Raw genomic sequence first — 19,354 nt, 5'->3', positions numbered from 1 at the left:
TCAGGTTTAGGAGGCCTAAAGTGTTTTCAGTTGGCGAACTGGTTGTCTATCCCGCGCAGGGCGTGGGAAGGGTTGAAAAGATTGAAGAACAGGACCTGGGCGGAGCCAAGGCGGTACTGTACATAGTACGCATTCTCAGCAACAACGTCACCTTGATGGTCCCGGTAAACAATGCTGACAACGTGGGTCTAAGACCTGTCAGCGGCAAGGGCCAGGGACAGGAAATTCTATCCTTCCTGGAGGATCGCTCGGATTTCACCGGCTACTCCGGGCAGAACTGGAACAGGCGTTACCGGGAATATTCAGACAAACTCAAGAGCAAAGACCTGCAGGATGTCGCCTATGTTCTTAAGGAGCTGTTTCTCATCAGCAGGGACAAAGAGTTGTCTTTTGGAGAGCGCAGATTGATGGAGCAGGCCATGGGGCTCATATCCATGGAGCTGTCTTATGCCCTGAGCATAGACCAGGAAGAGGCCAAGTCCAGGGTGGAGGCTCTTTTTGCAGACATCCTGAGTCCGGAAGTCCAAGAACATGATGACCAGGAAGATATTTAGGCTCTTTGCACAAATTTCAAACCAACGTGTTGTTTCATTTTCAAAGAAAGCCAGGAGGTTTTGCCCACGGAACATCCCAGTGTATTAAAGAAGAATACACGGGGCAGGCACGGAAAGGCAAGGAAGTTTTTAAAGAGTTTCGAAGCAACGCATCTTCCGTGAAATTCCGTGTATTCCGTGGGCAGTCTCTTTTGCCCCGAAGAGGCCGCTTTTTCAGCCTTCAGGACAGGCACACCACAATTATTTTTTATAAACAAGTACTTAATTTTATTGAAAACAATAAATGCACGGAACCAGGTCACTGCCAGCCATTTCCAGTTGTATTTTTGTGTTGATAATCGTTGAATAACGTTGTATCAAGCATTTTACCGGCCGGCATCCAGCAAGTAGAATCCTGTCACAACCTGCTGCAGGATGTATACATCTCTTTTTTACATTTGTTACGTGTTAAGTGCAGCTGCCGCCCAATATACCCTTTTTCAGGCCATGCATGCGCACCATTGATCTTTATTATTCTGCCCTTTTTATCCATCCAGACCAGGATGTCCTGATACCCTTACTATAAATTTTATAAGCGTGTCAGAATTATCAACAAACATATTCGGCAAAACATGCATCCGCAGCGCTAGATTTCACTGCAATGCGAGTTCATGCCGGACTATAAAGTTCATTGTTTCGTAACAGTTTATCCTTTTTTAATGAAAGCAGGGGACTTTTCCGCACTTATTTTTCTGATGAACAATTTTACTTGTTGGATATGGAAAAATAAGTTCTGGACAGCACCCATGCTACATGAAAATGGCTAACCTGTTACATTGATTCATTTATTTTATCTTTTTTACTTATTAATTATCTTTTCAGGAGAAGATGTTCATGAACCTATCGGACCTTAAAACCAAATCCATGAAAGAACTGATGCAGCTGTCCAAGGAGTACGAAATTGAAAATCCCAGCGGAATGCGCAAACAGGAACTTATTTTTGCCATTCTGCAGTCCTGCGCCTCTCAAAACGGTACAGTTTCGGGCGAAGGCGTTCTGGAAATTCTGCCTGACGGCTTCGGCTTTCTGCGCTCACCCATGTACAGCTATATGCCCGGGCCTGATGATATCTATGTATCACCATCCCAGATACGCAAATTCGGGCTGCGCACCGGAGACGTTGTTTCCGGACAGATCCGTCCCCCAAAAGAAGGCGAGCGCTACTTCGCCCTTCTTCGGGTCAACCAGGTCGGCTTTGGAGAACCTTCCGAATCCAAGAGCCTGGTGCTGTTTGACAACCTGACCCCTATTTACCCCGACAAGCGCTTTGTCCTGGAAAACGGTGCGGAAAACCTTTCTTCCCGGGTCCTGGACCTTTTAAGCCCTGTGGGCACTGGTCAAAGAGGACTGATTGTTGCTCCGCCGCGTACCGGAAAGACAGTGCTTCTGCAGTCCATTGCCAACTCAATCAATGCCAACGACCCGGACGTTTTCATGATTGTCCTGCTCATAGACGAGCGCCCCGAAGAAGTAACGGATATGGAAAGGACTGTCGATGCGGAGGTGGTCAGCTCCACTTTTGACGAACCTCCGCAGAGGCACGTGCAGGTGGCGGAAATGGTCCTGGAAAAAGCCAAAAGACTGGTGGAGAGGAAAAAAGACGTGGTAATTCTCCTGGACAGCATAACCAGGCTCGGCCGGGCCTACAACACCATCACCCCTTCCTCGGGCCGGGTTCTTTCAGGCGGACTGGACTCCAACGCCCTTCAAAGACCCAAGAGGTTTTTCGGAGCCGCCAGAAACATCGAAGAAGGAGGCAGCCTGACCATTATCGCCACCGCCCTCATCGACACCGGTTCACGCATGGACGAGGTCATTTTCGAAGAATTCAAGGGCACCGGCAACATGGAGATATACCTGGACCGCCATCTGGCCGACAAGAGGGTATTCCCGGCCATAGACATCAACCGCTCAGGCACTCGCAAGGAGGACCTGCTTCTGTCCGAGGACGTACTCAACAAGGTCTGGATCCTGAGAAAAGTGCTCGCCCCCATGAACAGTGTTGACAGCATGGAATTTCTGCTTGATAAGATGAAAGGAACCAAAAGCAACAGGGAGTTTTTGGACATGATGAACAAGTAGGCATCACTCAGGGCCGTGTGCCCTGAAAAAACCGCGGTCCTGCCCTGGGGACCGGGCAGAAGAACAATCCATGCAGACCCTAAAACGCCTGAAGACCTTTGTTTGTTTTTTTCTGATCCTGGCTTTGATGGTACCTGCTACGCAGGCCAAAGCCTTTATTTTCAGCGAGTTCACCATCACTGATGAGGCTGAACTGGGGACAAAGGTACACAGTCTTATCCGCAGCAACTACCATGTGGTCCAGGATCCGGAAATAACCAGCTACATTCAGGACATTGCCTCCCGCCTGGAAAAAGCAGCGCCTCCCCAGCCTTTTCCGTTGCAGGTGGACGTGGTTGAAGACAGATCTCTCAATGCCATGGCCACTGTAGCCGGATATATGGTACTTTTTTCAGGCATGATCACCAGAATGGAGACCGAATCCGAACTGGCCTCCATCATGAGCCACGAACTGGGCCATATTACCCAGAGGCATGTGGCCCGGAATATTGAACGTTCCCAGAAAATAAGCGCCGGCGCCCTGCTGGGCATACTGGCCGGGGCACTTGTGGGCGCTGAAGCCGGTGAAACCATGGCGGTGGGCTCCATGGCCGGGGCGCAAAGCGCCTTTCTAAGTTATTCCCGGGAAGACGAGCGCGAGGCTGACCATGTAGGTATGAACTACCTTATCGAGGCCGGCTACAATCCCAAGGGCATGGTTTCCGCCATGCAGAAAATCAGGCGTCTGCAGTTCTTCTCCGGGGGAGACATCCCCTCCTACATGAGCACCCATCCCGGCGTTGATGAGCGCATCAGCTATCTCAGGAACCGAATTGAGCGCCTTGATGACGAACTTCTAAAACGCGAGGACGACAACACCAGGCTCTACAGGGTCCAGACCCTGCTGCGGGCCAGGCACGATGACCCATCCAAGGCCCTGGAACACTTCCGCAAGCAATCAGAGCATGAATGCCTGGCCAACCTGGGCATGGGCATAGCCAACAGCCGTATGAACCGGGTGCGGGATGCCGAGCAGAATTTTGAAAAACTTCTGTCCATAAGCGACCAGGATCCCCTTTTTCTCAGGGAAGCCGGCCGGTTTTACTTTCAGTACGACCGCCTGGACAAGGCGGGAGAGCTTTTGCAGAAAGCGGCAATGCTCAATCCCGACGACAGCCTTGCCTTGCTTTTTTATGCCAGGGTCCTGGCGGAGAAAGGCGACACTGACACAGCCATAAGCTACTTCCGGGAAACTCTGAAAAAAATGCCGGAAAACTCCAGGGTCCATGAATTCATGGCCCGCACTTACGGGGAGCAGGGTGACAATTTTATGGCCCACACCCACATGGCCTATGCTCATATTTACAACAACCAGAGGAGCCGTGCAGACTTTCATATGGACAGGGTCAGGGCGGCGGCCCAAACCGCGGAACAGGAGAAAAAGGTCAAGGAACTGGAAAAAGCTTATGAACAGAGGGTGCAGTTCTGGAAAAAAACCTCATGAGGTTTTTTGAATACAAAGTACAGAATAATTAAGCAGTTGACTGACCAGCAAACAGGGCTTATTTTTTATTTAATTCTGTGATTTCTTGCAGTTACACCCTCTTGATCCTGAAAGCTTACTGCAGAATAATAGTTCTCTTTGCCGTCGGTTTACCAGCTCAATCATGTCAGCGCTTTTAAGGAAAGCAGCGGACAGGCACCCCCGCACTTATTTTTCTGAAGGATGTTTGACGGAATTTTAAAAATAAGTGCGGGGAGAGCCAGTTTCCATGCCACATGCAAAGCGTTAAACAGATACTATTTTGCCAAAACCGGCTTACAGTCTGCTTCCAACTGTCTGCCTGTAAACTCATCGACCGCAGTACCTTCGTTTACAACCATAGACAATTACGGCTTTTTAGGCTACGTTCGCCAACTTTAAGCTGCTGCACCGGTTGCATAGTCAGGCTGTGAGAATTTTTCCCTTAAACAACAGTAACTCATACTCAGGAGGAGACACATGTTATTGGAAACCATGATCTTTGCCATGGGGGCCGACCCGGAAGGCGGGGCAGGCAACCCCCTGGCAGCCTTTGTACCACTTATACTAATGTTTGCCATTTTCTATTTTCTGCTGATCCGTCCTCAGCAGAAAAAGGCCAAGGAACACCGCAATGTCTTGGCCAACCTCAAAAGGGGGGACAACGTTCTCACCAATGGGGGAGTGTATGCGCGCATCTCGGACATTCAAAACGATGTGCTCACCCTGGAGGTTGGCGACAAAACCACAATAAAGGCCAACCGCAATTATATTGCCGGACTGGCAGATCCGAACCAGGACGCAGTCAAAAGAGAGTAGACCGGGACCGTTGGAGGGCCTGGTCTGCTGAGAACAAAAAGCAACTATTCAGCATACCCTGCGTCTACTCTTATTCTAAAAATTGGGAGTCGGGTTCGGCATCGGCTTCCGGCTCGGAGAGCCTGCAGTTCGGAAGAGGGTTGAAATGGAAAACGAATGGCCAGGTCATGCGGGAAGTGCCCCTTAGACGTTTCGTTTCCCATCCCGATCCCGGACCTGACAAAAGCATTGCCATGGTGAATAGTTACAACAAAAAAACTAACTTCAGGACATTTACTAATGAAGGCCAACCTGCGTTGGAAAATCCCCATCATACTACTGGTGCTGCTCGTCAGCCTGGCTTTTTTTCTGCCCACTTTTTCTAAGGTTAAGGATTCCAGGATCGGTGAGTACCTTCCGGACAGGCAGCTGAACCTGGGCCTGGACCTGCAGGGCGGAATCCATCTCCTGCTCAACGTTGAGGTCGAAAAAGCCATGGAAAGATCTCTTTCCCAGGCCGGACTCGATATCCGTGACGATGCCAGAGAAAATCAGATCCATGTTCTAAGGCCCTCGGTGAACGAGGATACAAAGCTGGAGTTCACCCTGCTTCGCAGTGAGCAGCAGGGAGAGCTGGAGCAACTGCTCTCGGACAGGCATCCCAACCTGCAGATAGTGGATACAGAGGCCCTTGAGGACGACAGGATACGCTACATCATGGATTATGTCCCGGAACTCAAAGACGAGATGCATGAAATGACCATGGACCAGGCGGTGAAAACCATCCGCAACCGCATCGACCAGTTCGGCCTGGCCGAACCGGATATCCGGAAGCAGGAGGAAAACCGTGTTCAGGTCCAGCTTCCCGGCATGGATGATCCCGACAGGGCCATAGAAATCGTCGGCCAGACCGCCCACCTGGAGTTCAAGCTGGTTGACGAGGATGCTGATGTGCGCAGGGCAGAGGAAGACGGTGTTGTTCCGCCTGGAAGCAGGCTTTACTACCAGGTGACAGAAGGCCCCGACGACACTGAGAGCAAGCAGCCCATTGTGCTCAAGGACGACACCCTCATGAGCGGGGAACATATCACCAACGCCCACACAGCCTTTGACGAGCGCAACAACCCTTACGTCTCTTTGACCTTCGACTCCCGGGGGGCCAGCATATTTGAAAGGATCACCGGGGAGAACATCCAGGAAAGGCTGGCCATAGTCCTGGACGGAGAAGTATATTCCACTCCGGTTATCCAGGAGAGAATTTCAGGCGGCAGAGCAAGCATCACCGGCCAGTTCACCGTGCAGGAGGCCCATGACCTCTCTGTCGTCTTGAGGGCAGGGGCGCTGCCTGCTCCGGTGCATATCATGGAAGAAAGAACAGTGGGGCCTTCTCTGGGCCAGGAATCCATTGAGCGCGGGGTCAACTCAGCCCTCATCGGAGGCGCCTTAGTGGTGGCCTTTATAATCTTTTACTACGGCTTCGCCGGTGTTGTGGCCAATACAGTCCTGGCTTTGAATATAATCCTCATACTTGCCGGTCTTGCCGGATTCGGGGCCACCCTGACCCTGCCGGGAATAGCCGGCATAATCCTGACCATAGGCATTGCTGTAGACGCCAATGTGCTCATATTTGAGCGCATAAGGGAGGAGCTAAGGCGGGGGCTGTCTCCCAGGGCAGCTGTGCAGGAGGGTTACAACCGGGCCACTCTGACCATTCTGGACGCCAATGTGACCACAGTCATCGCCGCCATGATCCTTTACCAGTTCGGCACCGGGCCGGTCCGTGGATTTGCCGTGACCCTGACCCTGGGGATACTGGCCTCAATGTTTACGGCCATATTTGTATCCAGGGTGATCTTCGATATCTGGATCGCCAGCCGCAAACCACAGACAGCACTTAACATCTAACCCTTCAAGGCAGAACCATAATGGGTTTTCAGATAATCAGACCGGATACCAGCTTTGACTTCATGGGCAAAAGAAAGATTGCCCTGACAATATCTTTGGTCCTTTTGTTTCTGGGACTTGCTTCGCTTCTGGTCAAAGGGGGGCCGAGATACGGCATAGACTTTGCAGGCGGGGTGATTCTCCAGATCCAGTTTGAATCAGAAGTGGAAATGGGCAAGCTCGAATCCCTGTTGCAGGAGGCCCAGCTCCCGGGCATGTCCCTGCAGACATTCGGGGACCGCGGAGACAATGAATACCTGGTGCGCAGTTCAGCCGAGGGCTTGACCACCAGTGATGTACGGGAGCAGACACGCCAGGCCCTGCAGGCAGAATTTCAGGAGGACGAGTTCACTTTTCAGAGGCTGGAAATGGTCGGTCCCAGGGTGGGCGAGGAGCTCCGGGAAAATGCGCTGCAGGCTCTTTTCTTTGCCGTACTGCTCATATCCATTTATATATCCGGTCGCTTTGAGCACAAGTGGTTTATTGCCGGGTTCATGGCTGCAGGCCTGGGACTTGGGGTGTATCTGCTGAAAATCCTGGGGGCCCCCCTGGTCTTTCTCATCCTGGCCGCCCTTTTGATATCAATCATGTTCACATGGTATTTAAAGCTGAGCTTTGCCCTGGGGGCGGTACTGGCCCTGATACATGACGTACTCATTACTGTGGGAATTTTCTCGCTTCTAAACAAGGAATTCGACCTGAGCATAGTGGCCGCCCTGCTGACCATTATCGGCTATTCCCTGAACGATACCATTGTCATTTATGACCGCATCCGGGAAAACATGCGCAAGAAAATAAGCGAGTCTTTGACTCAGACCATCAATACAAGCCTGAACCAGACCCTGAGCCGGACCATTGTCACCTCCGGAACTACACTTATGGTAATTCTGTCCCTGCTCATCCTGGGCGGGGGCATAATCCACGATTTTGCCTTTGCCCTGCTGGTAGGTGTTCTGGTGGGAACATTCTCTTCTGTATTCGTGGCCAGTTCCATTCTCCTGAAACTGAGACCGGAAATCCCGGGAGAGGACGAAAAGGAAGAAGTAATTGACGTCAAGGCCAGGATGGATATGCGGGCTCAGAAAAAAGGCAGATGATTCAAGAATTATGGATTGGGATTCTGGGATTCAGGAATTGAGGGATTGAGGAATTCAAAGATTGTGAATTATGGATTAAAGGGTTAGATAAGGCCCAGGTTCACACGCTCTAATCCAAAAGGCTCCGGAATTTTTTAGTTCCCGGAGCCTTTTTTTAAGAAAGTATTTGCTGCTCTTTCCTGCCTCTGCAGTGCTGAGCCGTCAATTCTTTAATCCCTGAATCCCTCAATATCAAATCCCTCAATCTATCAATCAATATTTAAAACATATCCTTTTCTGTCTCGTCGATTATTTCCTCTATGCTGGCCTGCAGCTCCGCCGGCAGACCCATGATATCCACATTCATGAAACCGCGTACAATGGTTGAAGTCGCCTGCTCCTCGTCCAGCCCCCGGGCCATGAGATACTCGATTTCTTCCTGGGCAATCTTGCCCACGGCTGCCTCATGGGAGAGCTCTACACCTGGAACCGTGGCCTTTAATTCTGGAATGGCGTGAATAATACCCTCAGACAAAACAAGGCCCTTGCATTCCAGGTGACCCTTGGCAGGGGCGGTATTGCCCTCTATGATCCCGGGAGCGATTATGGTCCCTCCGGTGGTGATGGTTCTGGATATTATCTCTCCCCTGGTATCGGGGGCATTGAGCACTATCTTGTTGCCGGAATCAATATAGGATCCTTTTGGGGCTACGAGAATGGAGTTAAAGCTGGCCACGGCCCTTTCTCCGTTTAGAAACACCGCTGGAAAGGACTGTACAGACCTCACCGGGCGCAGCAGTATATAATTGCTGGCGAAAACCCCGTCTTCCTGGACTATGGCCACGGTGCGGGGCCGGACCATGACCTCGCTGCCCCAGTTGTGCACCATGGTAAAGGTGAGCTTGCCGCCCTTCTTGATATAGATCTCGGAGATGCCCAGGTGCAGGGCCGAGGTCACATCTGCCGAAGTGGTGCAGCCTGTTATGACATGCAGTTCCGAGTCTTCTTCCACAATAATTATATTGTGTACATTCTGGCCCACATTCTCACCCTTAATGAAAAGGCAGGACTGGACCGGATCTGTTATTTTGGCCCCCTTTTCAGTCCTGATGAAGTAACCTCCGTGCACCTTTTCCGCGGCGGCCCGGGTAAACTCGTCCTTATCCTTGTCCACGGCCTGCCAGTAATACTCAGGCAGGCCGTCATACTTGTCCAGAGCCTCCTTTATATCCAGGATCTCAACACCTTTCTGGCATGAACTGCAATGCACCTTGGAATGGTTGACATGCAGATATGAGCCGCTTCTCTGGGCCTCTGAAGTATCCACGCCGGCCATGAGCAGCTGTTTACGGTCTGCTTCGCTCAGCTGCCGCAGATCTTTGAGGGCCGGCTGTTCCTGCTGGTCAAAACTGTACCTGCCCAGATCCACCCGGGGCGTTTCACTTTCGTTTAGTTGAGACATCTTACACACTCCTTATATCCGTATTTGCTGATATGATCCAGAATATCTCTGGGCCTTGCAGTGCAGCACAGCTTTCCTTCGTAAAGCACCTGCCCCCTGTCCGCATTGATGTAATCCAGTATGTATCCGGTATGGGTTATAATCAGCCCGGATGTCTGATGTCTGGATTTGAGCTCTTTCATGGAAATACCGTTTCTGGGCTCAAGAGGACCGTCCAGAATCCCTCTTATGACCTTGCCGATAAGGTTCATGTTTTCCAGATCAACACCTGACTCCGGCTCGTCAAAAAGGACCAGCCCGGGATCCTGAGCCATGAGCTGCAAGAGCTCCGACCTTTTTATCTCCCCCCCTGAAAATCCTGCATTGATATCCCTGTCAAGAAGCTCTGTAAAATTGACCTCCTTGGCCATTTCGTCCACGTCAACCTCCCTGCCCCCGGCACACAGCTTGACCATATCCCTGGTCTTGAGTCCGTGAATCGTGGGAGGACGCTGAAAGGACATGCCGATACCCAGTCTTGCACGATCATAAGCAGGCATGTGGGTGATATCCTGGTCATTGTAGTAAATTCTGCCTTTCACGATTTCATAGCCGTCAAAACCCATGAGAGTCATAAGCAGGGAGGTCTTGCCGGACCCGTTGGGACCGAAAAGTATAAAGTTCTCTCCATCGCTTATCTGCAGGTTTATCCCCTTGAGGATCTCCCTGCCCCCGACCTTGACGAACAGATCTTCAATGGTAAGCATGACCACTCCTTAGTGTATAATTACATTGTTCAATGATGTTAAGTCAGCCTGGATATGGAAAAATTCTGCGCAGGCTACAGCTACTCCAGAAAAAATTCATCCTTTTTCTGAGCCTGATAACAATAATAACACCTTTTATTATCTTTGAAAAGAGGCAGCAAAATCATTCCGGCCAGAAAGCCTCCTGCATGGGCCCACCAGGCCACTCCTGACCCGGAGGAAAAAATACCCGCCCCGATGGCGGACATTATCTGGATAATAAACCATATCCCCAGAAAAATCACCGCCGGAATCCGGAACACAAAAACAGGGGGTATAAAGGTGAGCACCCAGGAGTGGGGATAAAGCAGAAAATATGCCCCCATCACCCCTGCCACTGCGCCGGATGCTCCCACTACAGGTATTGGCGAGGTCAGGTTGAAGATGATGTGTGTACCCAGGGCCGCCACCCCGCACACCAGGTAAAAGAGCAGAAACCTCAAGGAGCCCATGACATCCTCGATGTTTACAGCAAATATCCAAAGCATCCAGCTGTTTATGAGAAAATGCCAGAATCCCCCGTGCAGGAACATATAGGTTATCGCCGTGTAGAATCCTGCCTCTGGATAACCCATCCAGGCGGCCCATTCTGGCTGGGTGAATCTGGCCGGAACCAGGCCGTAGAGATGAAAAATCCTGTTCATCCCTTCCGGGCCAAGGCTTACTGTGTACAAAAAAACCAGGGCGTTTATCCCGATAAGGCCCATGACCATGTAAGGCCTGTACACATTGGGAATACTGTCTTTTAACGGTATCAAGGATTGCAGGCCATATTTTTAAAATGGTTATAATCCACGCCGGCTTTTTTTCTTCGAAGCCCCGTTAAAAGCCTTTGCAGTGCCGTCACCTGATCCATCAGCCCTTGAAAATCCCGGCTGTTGTCCACCACCATCTGGCAGCGCTTAATTTTTTCCGGCTGTGAAAACTGCATGGCATCCAGGCTCTCAAAAACATCCGGGCTCCACCCCCTGCTGGAACAGACCCTGTTTCTGCGCAGAAAATCCGGGCAGAACACCCCTACACTCAGGCAGTCACGGTCTCCGGCCATGCCGGATTCGAACCACAGGGGAATTTCAGCCAGGGCCAGACGCTTATCCGCGTGTTTCTCCCAGAACTCTTCAAGCCTGTGTCCCACCAGTGGGTGAATCAGGTGTGCAATCTCATCCATGAGCCCAGAGTCCTGCATAACTGCTGCAAGCAGCTTTTTTTTGTCCACCGGCTGGTCATCCTGTGGAGTAAAACGGTAACCGAAACGTTTCCTGAGTATAAGCCATCCGTCGCTGCCTGGCTGATACAGATCATCAACGCATTTGTCCGCGCTGAAGACAGGAAAACCCAGACTTCTGAAATATTCCAGCACACTGCTTTTACCGCATCCCGCAGACCCTGTAACGACTACTTTCTGACACTTCCTGACAAGCCACAGCAGGGTGCGTATGAAATCCCGGGGAGGCCTGCTGATAAATTCCAGCCATTGTCGGCTTACAGGATGCATGATCCCCAGGCACGATGAATGCAGCAACTGCCTTTTAGCCAGCCTGGAAAGAAACCTTTTTTTCCAGCCAAACCTGTCCCAATCTGTGCCGCCGTAAATCCTGTCCCCAAGCACGGGATGGTTCAAATGGGAAAAATGAACCCGGATCTGGTGCGTGCGTCCCGTAAATATCTGCACTTGCACAAGACTCCAAAGCCCACTGGGATCACGCTTCAGCACTTTATAGGCTGTTCTTGCGCTGCGTCCTTCTCTGCTTGGTGCCACCCTGGCCCTGCTCTGCTGGTCTCTGGCCAGGGGAACATTGATTATGCCTTCATCCTGTTTCAAGGCCCCGCAGACCAGGGCCAGATAAGTTTTATGCACGCGGCGTCCGGCAAACTGCCCGGCAAGGTCTTCTTTGGCCTCCTGGTTCAGGGCCGCCACCATGAGTCCGGTTGTATCCTTGTCCAGCCTGTGCACTATACCGGGCCTTTGTCTGTCCGTCATGAGCCGCAGTCCTGGGCAGGCATAAAGCAGGTAATGCACCAGAGTGGGAGCGGGGTCCGAGGAGGAAGGGTGTACGCTCAGGCCTGCAGGTTTATTTAAAACTACCATCTCCCGGTCCATGTATACAATGTCCAGCTTTCCGGCTACAGGCTCAAGATCTTCATTTTCCTCCCGGGCAAGAACCTGGACTGTTTGGCCTGCACTAAGCTTATGCGCCGGCTTCAGGCAGACAGTACCGTCAAGAAGGATATTACCCTTTCTGATCCAGTCCTGCACCCTGGACCTGGAAGGAGCGGGTCGGGGAATATTCTGCATCACCAGCCGGTCCAGCCTGGACCCGGCCTGGGACTCCTGAACCGTAAACAAAAGCTCTTCACCCAACTAACGGCTCCTGACAGAAAATATCGCCCTTTGCTGAAATATTCCCGGGTCTATTTTTCAAACTAAAGCACAACCTCTGTGCCGATACCGCCCCTGGTAAAAATCTCCAGGATGATGGAATTCTCCACCCGGCCGTCTATTATATGCGCCTTCTGCACTCCTTCTTCCACGCATTCCATGCAGCACTTGAGCTTGGGGATCATGCCCCCGGCCACCACTCCCGACTCCATCACCTGGGCCGCCTGCCTGCGGGTAAGGCTGGAGATAATCTCCCCGGAAGGATCCTGCACACCGGCTACATCGGTCAGAAGTATGAGCTTTTTGGCCTTCAGGGCCGAGGCCATGGCCCCTGCCACCGAATCGGCATTTATATTGTACGTCTCCCCTTCTTCATCCACTCCCACGGGAGCAATGATGGGAATAAAACCCCTGGCCTGCACCGCTTGAATAAGACCGGTGTTTATATTTACCACTTCCCCCACCTTGCCCAGATCGATGATCTCCGGTGGAGCGTCCTTGCGGTTTATGACCATCTCCATTTTGCGGGCCATTATGGTAGGGCCATCCTTGCCGGACAGGCCCACCGACCTGCCACCGCACTGATTGATCAGGCTGACGATCTCCTTGTTCACTTTTCCCACCAGGACCATTTCCACCACGTCCATGGTGGCCTGGTCGGTTATCCTCAGGCCTTCCCGGAACTGGCAGTCTATTTTGAGCTGTTCCAGCATACTGCCTATCTGGGGTCCGCCGCCATGGACAATGATTGGATTCAAGCCGATATACTTGAGCAGGATAATGTTCAGGGCGAAACTTTTTTTGAGGTTGGCATCGATCATGGCGTGACCGCCATACTTGACCACAACGGTTTCACCGTAGAACTCCCTGATGTATGGTAGGGCCTCAAGCAGAATTTTGGCCTTATTGGCTTCGCTTTCCATGCTGCTCCTGTATCCGGTATGCACGCCGGGCCATATTTTTGTAACTACTCAGCACCTGCGGACGAAAAGCCAGGGTCCGGGGGTTCGGCAAACTGGGTCCCGCACTTACTTTTCTATGTCCAACCAATTTTCAGAGCAAGATTTGCCAGAAAGTAAGTGCGGGATCTGAACGACGTAGGAAGCGTTAATCAAAACCGTTCAACGCCGAATTTGATTCAAAGCATCTTATAGGATATATCCTGACTATTAAACTCGTGTATAGGTTTTGATTTACGCTTCCTTGGAGTGAGTTTTTACGTCCTGTTTGCCGAATTTCCGGATCACTGGAACTCATTATCATTATGGCGAACAGTTAACATATTTTTATCTCTGGGATACCGCCCAGGACTAGAGTATATACCTGGTCAGGTCCCGGTCTTCCTGCACATCTTTTAGCTGCTCCCGGACATATTCCTTGTCCACGGTAATCTTTTGACCGGCCAGTTCCGGGGCCTTAAAGGACAGATCCTGCAGAAGCTTTTCCATGATGGTGTACAGACGTCTGGCCCCGATATTCTCAGTTTCATCGTTGACTTTCTGGGCGAAGGAGGACAGCTCTTCAAGAGCCTGGTTATCGAATTCCAGACTAATGCCTTCGGTCTCCAGGAGGGCCCTGTACTGCCTGGTGAGGGCGTTCTGGGGCTCAGTGAGAATACGGTAAAAGTCTTCGCCGGTAAGGGCGGAAAGCTCTACGCGCAGGGGAAATCTGCCCTGCAGTTCCGGAACCAGGTCCGAGGGCTTGGCGTAATGAAATGCCCCGGCGGCGATAAAGAGTATATGATCGCTTCTGACCATGCCGTACTTGGTGTTGACCACGCATCCTTCCACCACCGGCAAAAGGTCTCTCTGGACTCCCTCCCTGGACACGTCCGCTTTGGAGGATTTGTCGCTGGCGCATACCTTGTCTATTTCGTCGATAAATATGATCCCGCTTTGCTCCACGCGATCCTTGGCTATCTCGGTCACCTTGTCCATATCCACCAGTCGCTCGGTCTCCTCCTGAAGCAGGATCTCGTAAGCATTTTTTACTTTTACCTTCTTTGTCTTCTTTTTCTTGGGAAAAACACGGCTGAACATGTCCCGGAACTGCATCTCCATGTCCTCCATACCCGGCATGGACATGATCTCCACGTTGGAACCGGCCTGCACCTCCACCTCCACGGTGCGGTCGTTGAGCCGGCCGTCACGCCAGAGCTTGCGCAGCTTTTCCCGGGTCCTGTTTTCGTCGGCCTGAGACTGCTGGTCCTGCGAATAGCCATCGCCGGCCTGTCCTGTGGACTCCAGTTGAAAAGCGACCTGCTGCTGGCCCTGCCCCCCCTGCTGGCCTTCCGGGGCCTTTTTGGGCGGCAGAAGCAGATCCAGAAGTCTTTCCTCGGCATTGGCCTCGGCCTTGGCCTGGACCTTTTCGCGCTCCTCGGAACGAACCAGGTTGACCCCGATCTCCATAAGGTCCCGGATCATGGATTCAACATCGCGGCCTACGTAGCCCACTTCTGTAAACTTTGAAGCCTCCACCTTGAAAAACGGAGACCCGGCCAGCTTGGCCAGCCGCCTGGCCACCTCGGTCTTGCCCACCCCGGTGGGGCCGATCATGATTATATTCTTGGGGGCTATTTCCTCGCGCAGTTCCGGGTCCAGCTGCTGCCTGCGCCACCTGTTGCGCAGGGCGATGGCCACCATGTTCTTGGCATCCTGCTGGCCGATTATATACCTGTCCAGTTCGTGTACTATCTCTCTCGGCGTGAGTGTTGTGCTCATTAACTTAATTCCTTTCTAATCGATTTTTTCCGTGACGATATTATTATTTGTATAAACACATATCCGGGCTGCTATCTGCATGCCCTGATTGACTATGTCTTCAGCACTCAGCTCGGTATTGTCCACAAGGGCCCTGGAAGCAGCCAGGGCATACGGACCTCCGGAACCAATGGCTGCTATGCCGTCGTCCGGCTCTATCACATCACCTGTGCCGCTGATGATAAGGACATTCTCCTTGTCCGCCACCACAAGCAGGGCTTCCAGACGCCGCAGATACTTATCCATGCGCCATTCCTTGGCCAGCTCCACACTGGCCCGGAGAAGATTACCGCGATATTCCTCCAGTTTGGCCTCGAACCGCTCAAACAGGGTGAAAGCATCTGCAGTGGCTCCGGCAAAACCGGCCAGGACACTGTCCTTATACATGCGACGCACTTTTCTGGCCGTATGCTTCATGACTATGGACTGGCCCATGGTCACCTGACCGTCTCCAGCCATGGCGATCCGGCCGTTTTTTTTAACAGCCAGAATCGTAGTTCCTTCGAATGTCATATGTATGTTCTCCATGAAAACCTTTTATGATATTTAAAGCTGCACCTGCAAAAAGTCGAAAAATGAATAATTCAGGGTAACTGTTCAGCACATTTTGTGTGTACTCTTGTTCTGGCCATCGGTGTCGGGGTCGGGATCGGTATCGGCTTCCGGCTCGGAGAGTCTACAGCTCGGAGAGGTTCGACAGAAAACCGAAAAACAAAGTTGCGTGGGTCGTTCCCCAACAGCTTCGATACCGACACCGATTTCGATACCGACCCCGATAAAACCAATTATCATGGTGAATCTTACAATTCAGGAATCAATAAGCTACATAACTCTTTGTCTTTACTGCCTGCCCCGTGAAATAACTCCTTGGAGTTCCCGAAGGGATTTCACTGGGGACCTCTGACTTCTGATCTCTGATCTCTGACTACTGACCTCTTTAAACCCGGCAGGCTCAAACCTGCCCGGGATCCCCCGGAGGTTCAATGGCCTGTTTTTTCACATCCTCTGCCCTGGGCCAGGCCCGGATGACAGCCTGGACCAGGGTTGCCAGAGGAATGGCGAAAAAAACGCCCCAGAAACCCCAGAGACCTCCAAAAACAAATATGGCCGCAACAATCCCCACTGGATGGATGTTTACCACCTCGCCAAGAAGAAGTGGTGCAAGGACATTGCCGTCAAGGGCCTGTATGATGGCATAAGCTACTAGAATCCATACAAATTCTGAACCAAATCCCCATTGGAAATAAGCCACCAGGGCAATGGGAACCGTGACCACCGCAGCCCCGATATAAGGAATAAGCACGGACAGTCCTACTGCAAGGCTCAGCAGAACAGAATATTGCAGCCCGAAAAAAGAAAACACTGCAAAGGTTGCCCCCCAGACAATAATGATCTCCCAGGTCTTGCCGCGGATATAGTTGGAAATCTGGCGGTTAACGTCTTCCCAGACTTGAACAGCCAGGGAGCGTTCCCGGGGCAGGAACCTCGTAAACCAGGCCAGAAGCATCTCCTTGTCTTTTAGAAAGAAAAAAACCAGCAGGGGGACAATGATCAGATACACAAGTATGGTGATAAGCCCCACCACCGATGCCACGGAAATACTCAGTATCTGCTGGCCCAGCTGGGCCACTTCCGTACGCAGGGCAGAAATGACCTCCTGAATCTGTTCCTGGGAAACCAGGTGCGGATATCTTTCAGGCAGCTGCAGAAGGTGCATCTGGGCCTCGGAGATCATTGAGGGCAGCTGTTGCACCAGCTGGGTCACCTGCTTGATGAGCATAGGCACCAGCCAGAAAAAGCTGAAAAACATAATGAGCATGAACCCGAGAAAAACCAGGATAACCGCCAGCAGCCTGGGGATCCCGTATTTGGTCATCATCTTGACCATACCGTCCAGAAGGTACGCAATAACTAAGCCGGCGAAGAAAGGCAGAAGCATCTGGCCGAAAAAATAAACGACTCCGAAAAAAAACAGGAGCAGACCAACCAGGATCACAACCTGCTGGTTTCCAAAATGTCGTTTAAACCACTCTGCTATAAGGTGCATTCTTTTCCGGCCTTAAAAACGGGGATCAAACCCGGACAAATATCGCATGCAACACGTCCAATTCGCACCATTAACCTGTTCGCGCCCTGAATGCAACCAGCTGCATCAAACGATGCGTGCTAATCTTTTATTCTGCCCAGCAGCCAGGCCATGTTTTTACCCAGGTTGTACATGGTCTGCCTGCCTTCATCGTCTTTCTCCACTTCCCCGGGGTGCAGCCCAAGGCCATTATTCCAGTAACTGGACCCGGGAATAATCATCTGGTTTATCAGAAAAAAATGATTGATGGAGTTGAAAACGTGAATAGCCCCGGACCTGCGTACCGCCACCACAGCTGCCCCCACCTTTCGGGCCAGCATATCGCCGTTGGCTTTGGACACCAGGCCTGCACGGTCTATAAGGGACTTGATATTGGTACTTACATTGGCGAAATAAGTGGGAGAACCAAGTATTATTCCGTCCGCCTCCAGCATTTTGTCGATGTACTGATTGAGCATGTCGTCTTTGACGGAACAATGCCTGTCCTGGTTCTTGAAACATTTGGAACAGGCGATACAGCCCTGGATATGGCTGCCGCCCAGTTGAATGTGCTCGGTGGTGATGTTTTCCTGCTCCAGGGTATTTAAGACCATCCGGACAAGTCCGGCTGTGTTGCCGTCTTTGCGGGCACTGCCGTTAAACGCCACTACATGCATAACATTCTCCTCTAACTCTTGTTTTTTTATGAATAACCACTATCCAGCTGCTCGCAGGTTCCATCCCGGAACGAGCCCGGGTGAGGCCCTGGCAGCCGGCAAAAAACTTTTTACTCACGTACCCTGAAAAGGTAAGGATACTGGCAACAATCAAAGAAAATATCAAGGCTGGGGTAAGCACCAGAGCATCTCCTGCCCGGACCGTAAAGCATACCTTTTTCGTAACCATTCAGTGCCGGAATCGGCCTGGGGACAGTCCCGCACTTATTTTTCCAGCGCCAAAAGCTGAAAATGGTTCATCAGGAAAAAAATAAGTGCGGGACAGTCCCCAGGCCTTTTGCCAGTTATCAACATCGAGGACCCCCTGAATGGTTACCCTTTTTCTACCCGGAGATAAATTCAAACACCTGGTCCAGACCTGTATGTCTGGGAGGAATAAGATAGTTTTCCGGGGCATCTGGATAGACACGGAAAAAGGGATAGTCCCCTGGAGACCAGTTTTCCGGCCAGGACCGGGGAAGCTCAGGCACGCTGTATTCCTTGAATTCCCTGTCCGGGTTGTCCCTGGCGATTTTTCCCTTGAGCCTGCGTACACCCTCTACCGGGAATGTCGAATGGCAGGCGCTGCACACAAACCACTGGCTTTCTACATGAGGAAGCATCCTCCTGGCCCTTTCGGTCATCATCTTCAAAAGACCAATAAGACGTCTGTTTTCAATGTCCATGGGGTGCACCAGATCGGCCTTGGCTGCAACAAAAGCAACACGGCTCAGGCTTTTCTGCCAGAACTTCAGATACCGCAAAAGCATCGTCCCCAGATCAGAGCTGGGTCTCATTACCTCGAAGAGATCCAGCAGGATCTGGCGGTTGTCATTGTAGCGCCCCACCCCTCCGGCAAGCAGAGACGGTATATCCACAAGGACCACAAGTGAACCGGCCCTGGAAATCTTGTCAAAAACCGGCAGGGCTATTTGCTTTCTGTATATTTTATATTCCACGGCCAACTGTCTGGCCAGTTCCGGATTGTCCCGGCGGGCATTTCCAGGCAGGGGTGCAAACTGGCGGTTTTCAGCCAGGCCTGCAATCCTGCGGGAAGCAATCTCTTCCACGCTGCCGGGTTCAGCAGTACTGCCATGCTGGTCCAGTAAAAAGACCGAGGGAGTGACAAGGGGCTTGTAGTCCAGGATAAGCCGGGCCAGGGTCTCCCGGTATAGAGACAGAAGTATGTCCAG

Annotated in this window: 16 protein-coding genes; 6 read left to right on the top strand and 10 right to left on the bottom strand. The window is 51.6% G+C overall.

The genetic code is table 11. From position 1 onward, the window contains the following. Positions 1 to 20: 20 nt before the first annotated feature. The 6 genes from D5S03_RS00580 to secF all read left to right on the top strand — a co-directional run bounded on the left by D5S03_RS00580 (position 21) and on the right by secF (position 8,015). A complete protein-coding gene (locus tag D5S03_RS00580; protein WP_008871585.1) occupies positions 21 to 554 on the top strand; it encodes a CarD family transcriptional regulator in 534 nt (177 codons plus the stop codon). An 873-nt stretch (positions 555 to 1,427) separates the two neighbouring features. Beyond that, the gene (gene rho, locus D5S03_RS00575; protein ID WP_008871586.1) at positions 1,428 to 2,675 is read left to right on the top strand and encodes a transcription termination factor Rho; all 1,248 of its coding nucleotides are present in this window, start codon (positions 1,428 to 1,430) and stop codon (positions 2,673 to 2,675) included. 70 nt (positions 2,676 to 2,745) lie between these two features. Continuing rightward, a complete protein-coding gene (locus D5S03_RS00570) occupies positions 2,746 to 4,158 on the top strand; it encodes a M48 family metalloprotease (RefSeq protein ID WP_008871587.1) in 1,413 nt (470 codons plus the stop codon). 498 nt (positions 4,159 to 4,656) lie between these two features. Continuing rightward, entirely contained in the window at positions 4,657 to 4,995 is a 339-nt protein-coding gene (yajC, locus tag D5S03_RS00565; RefSeq protein ID WP_008871588.1) for a preprotein translocase subunit YajC, read from the top strand. A gap of 279 nt (positions 4,996 to 5,274) precedes the next feature. Then, on the top strand, positions 5,275 to 6,879 hold the full coding sequence (secD, locus tag D5S03_RS00560; protein WP_008871589.1) for a protein translocase subunit SecD: 1,605 nt from the start codon (positions 5,275 to 5,277) through the stop codon (positions 6,877 to 6,879). A gap of 20 nt (positions 6,880 to 6,899) precedes the next feature. Next, positions 6,900 to 8,015, top strand: a complete 1,116-nt coding sequence (secF, locus tag D5S03_RS00555; RefSeq protein WP_008871590.1) for a protein translocase subunit SecF — start codon at positions 6,900 to 6,902, stop codon at positions 8,013 to 8,015. A gap of 259 nt (positions 8,016 to 8,274) precedes the next feature. On the opposite strand, the gene D5S03_RS00550 is transcribed toward secF, so the two are convergent. The 10 genes from D5S03_RS00550 to D5S03_RS00505 all read right to left on the bottom strand — a co-directional run. After that, positions 8,275 to 9,456, bottom strand: a complete 1,182-nt coding sequence (locus D5S03_RS00550) for a SufB/SufD family protein (RefSeq protein WP_008871591.1) — start codon at positions 9,454 to 9,456, stop codon at positions 8,275 to 8,277. Further along, positions 9,444 to 10,202, bottom strand: a complete 759-nt coding sequence (locus tag D5S03_RS00545) for an ABC transporter ATP-binding protein (protein WP_008871592.1) — start codon at positions 10,200 to 10,202, stop codon at positions 9,444 to 9,446. Before D5S03_RS00545 ends, D5S03_RS00550 begins: the two co-directional genes overlap by 13 nt. Positions 10,203 to 10,282: 80 nt before the next feature. After that, positions 10,283 to 10,999: a rhomboid family intramembrane serine protease gene (locus tag D5S03_RS00540; RefSeq protein WP_008871593.1), complete on the bottom strand. Its 717-nt coding sequence runs from the start codon at positions 10,997 to 10,999 to the stop codon at positions 10,283 to 10,285. After that, positions 10,996 to 12,603, bottom strand: coding sequence for a dephospho-CoA kinase (coaE, locus tag D5S03_RS00535; RefSeq protein WP_008871594.1), 1,608 nt, complete (start codon positions 12,601 to 12,603; stop codon positions 10,996 to 10,998). Before coaE ends, D5S03_RS00540 begins: the two co-directional genes overlap by 4 nt. A 62-nt stretch (positions 12,604 to 12,665) precedes the next feature. Then, positions 12,666 to 13,544, bottom strand: coding sequence for an acetylglutamate kinase (gene argB, locus D5S03_RS00530; RefSeq protein WP_287042377.1), 879 nt, complete (start codon positions 13,542 to 13,544; stop codon positions 12,666 to 12,668). Between the two features lie 387 nt (positions 13,545 to 13,931). Then, positions 13,932 to 15,341, bottom strand: coding sequence for an ATP-dependent protease ATPase subunit HslU (gene hslU, locus D5S03_RS00525; RefSeq protein WP_008871596.1), 1,410 nt, complete (start codon positions 15,339 to 15,341; stop codon positions 13,932 to 13,934). A 15-nt stretch (positions 15,342 to 15,356) separates the two neighbouring features. Beyond that, complete coding sequence (gene hslV, locus D5S03_RS00520; RefSeq protein ID WP_008871597.1) at positions 15,357 to 15,893, bottom strand: ATP-dependent protease subunit HslV; 537 nt, start codon at positions 15,891 to 15,893, stop codon at positions 15,357 to 15,359. 439 nt (positions 15,894 to 16,332) lie between these two features. Then, complete coding sequence (locus D5S03_RS00515; protein ID WP_008871598.1) at positions 16,333 to 17,427, bottom strand: AI-2E family transporter; 1,095 nt, start codon at positions 17,425 to 17,427, stop codon at positions 16,333 to 16,335. Positions 17,428 to 17,546: 119 nt separating this feature from the next. After that, positions 17,547 to 18,122, bottom strand: coding sequence for a flavodoxin family protein (locus D5S03_RS00510; protein WP_287042376.1), 576 nt, complete (start codon positions 18,120 to 18,122; stop codon positions 17,547 to 17,549). A 383-nt stretch (positions 18,123 to 18,505) separates the two neighbouring features. Further along, the coding region (locus D5S03_RS00505; protein WP_287042375.1) for a YcjX family protein at positions 18,506 to 19,354 on the bottom strand (849 nt) is incomplete at its 5' end.

The organism is Desulfonatronospira sp. MSAO_Bac3 (genome assembly GCF_003838035.1).
In the GTDB taxonomy this organism is placed as follows: Bacteria; Desulfobacterota; Desulfovibrionia; order Desulfovibrionales; family Desulfonatronovibrionaceae; genus Desulfonatronospira; species Desulfonatronospira thiodismutans.
Note: the sequence above shows the minus strand (reverse complement) of the source record. Positions and strands in the feature narration are given on the sequence as shown.

Bases quoted from the DNA above. Each gene is read 5' to 3' on its own strand.
- secF (WP_008871590.1), top strand. From the start codon at position 6,900: ATGGGTTTTCAGATAATCAGACCGGATACCAGCTTTGACTTCATGGGC.
- yajC (WP_008871588.1), top strand. From the start codon at position 4,657: ATGTTATTGGAAACCATGATCTTTGCCATGGGGGCCGACCCGGAAGGC.
- rho (WP_008871586.1), top strand. From the start codon at position 1,428: ATGAACCTATCGGACCTTAAAACCAAATCCATGAAAGAACTGATGCAG.
- D5S03_RS00515 (WP_008871598.1), bottom strand. From the start codon at position 17,427: ATGCACCTTATAGCAGAGTGGTTTAAACGACATTTTGGAAACCAGCAG.
- D5S03_RS00510 (WP_287042376.1), bottom strand. From the start codon at position 18,122: ATGCATGTAGTGGCGTTTAACGGCAGTGCCCGCAAAGACGGCAACACA.
- hslV (WP_008871597.1), bottom strand. From the start codon at position 15,893: ATGACATTCGAAGGAACTACGATTCTGGCTGTTAAAAAAAACGGCCGG.
- argB (WP_287042377.1), bottom strand. From the start codon at position 13,544: ATGGAAAGCGAAGCCAATAAGGCCAAAATTCTGCTTGAGGCCCTACCA.
- D5S03_RS00570 (WP_008871587.1), top strand. From the start codon at position 2,746: ATGCAGACCCTAAAACGCCTGAAGACCTTTGTTTGTTTTTTTCTGATC.
- D5S03_RS00550 (WP_008871591.1), bottom strand. From the start codon at position 9,456: ATGTCTCAACTAAACGAAAGTGAAACGCCCCGGGTGGATCTGGGCAGG.
- D5S03_RS00545 (WP_008871592.1), bottom strand. From the start codon at position 10,202: ATGCTTACCATTGAAGATCTGTTCGTCAAGGTCGGGGGCAGGGAGATC.
- hslU (WP_008871596.1), bottom strand. From the start codon at position 15,341: ATGAGCACAACACTCACGCCGAGAGAGATAGTACACGAACTGGACAGG.
- secD (WP_008871589.1), top strand. From the start codon at position 5,275: ATGAAGGCCAACCTGCGTTGGAAAATCCCCATCATACTACTGGTGCTG.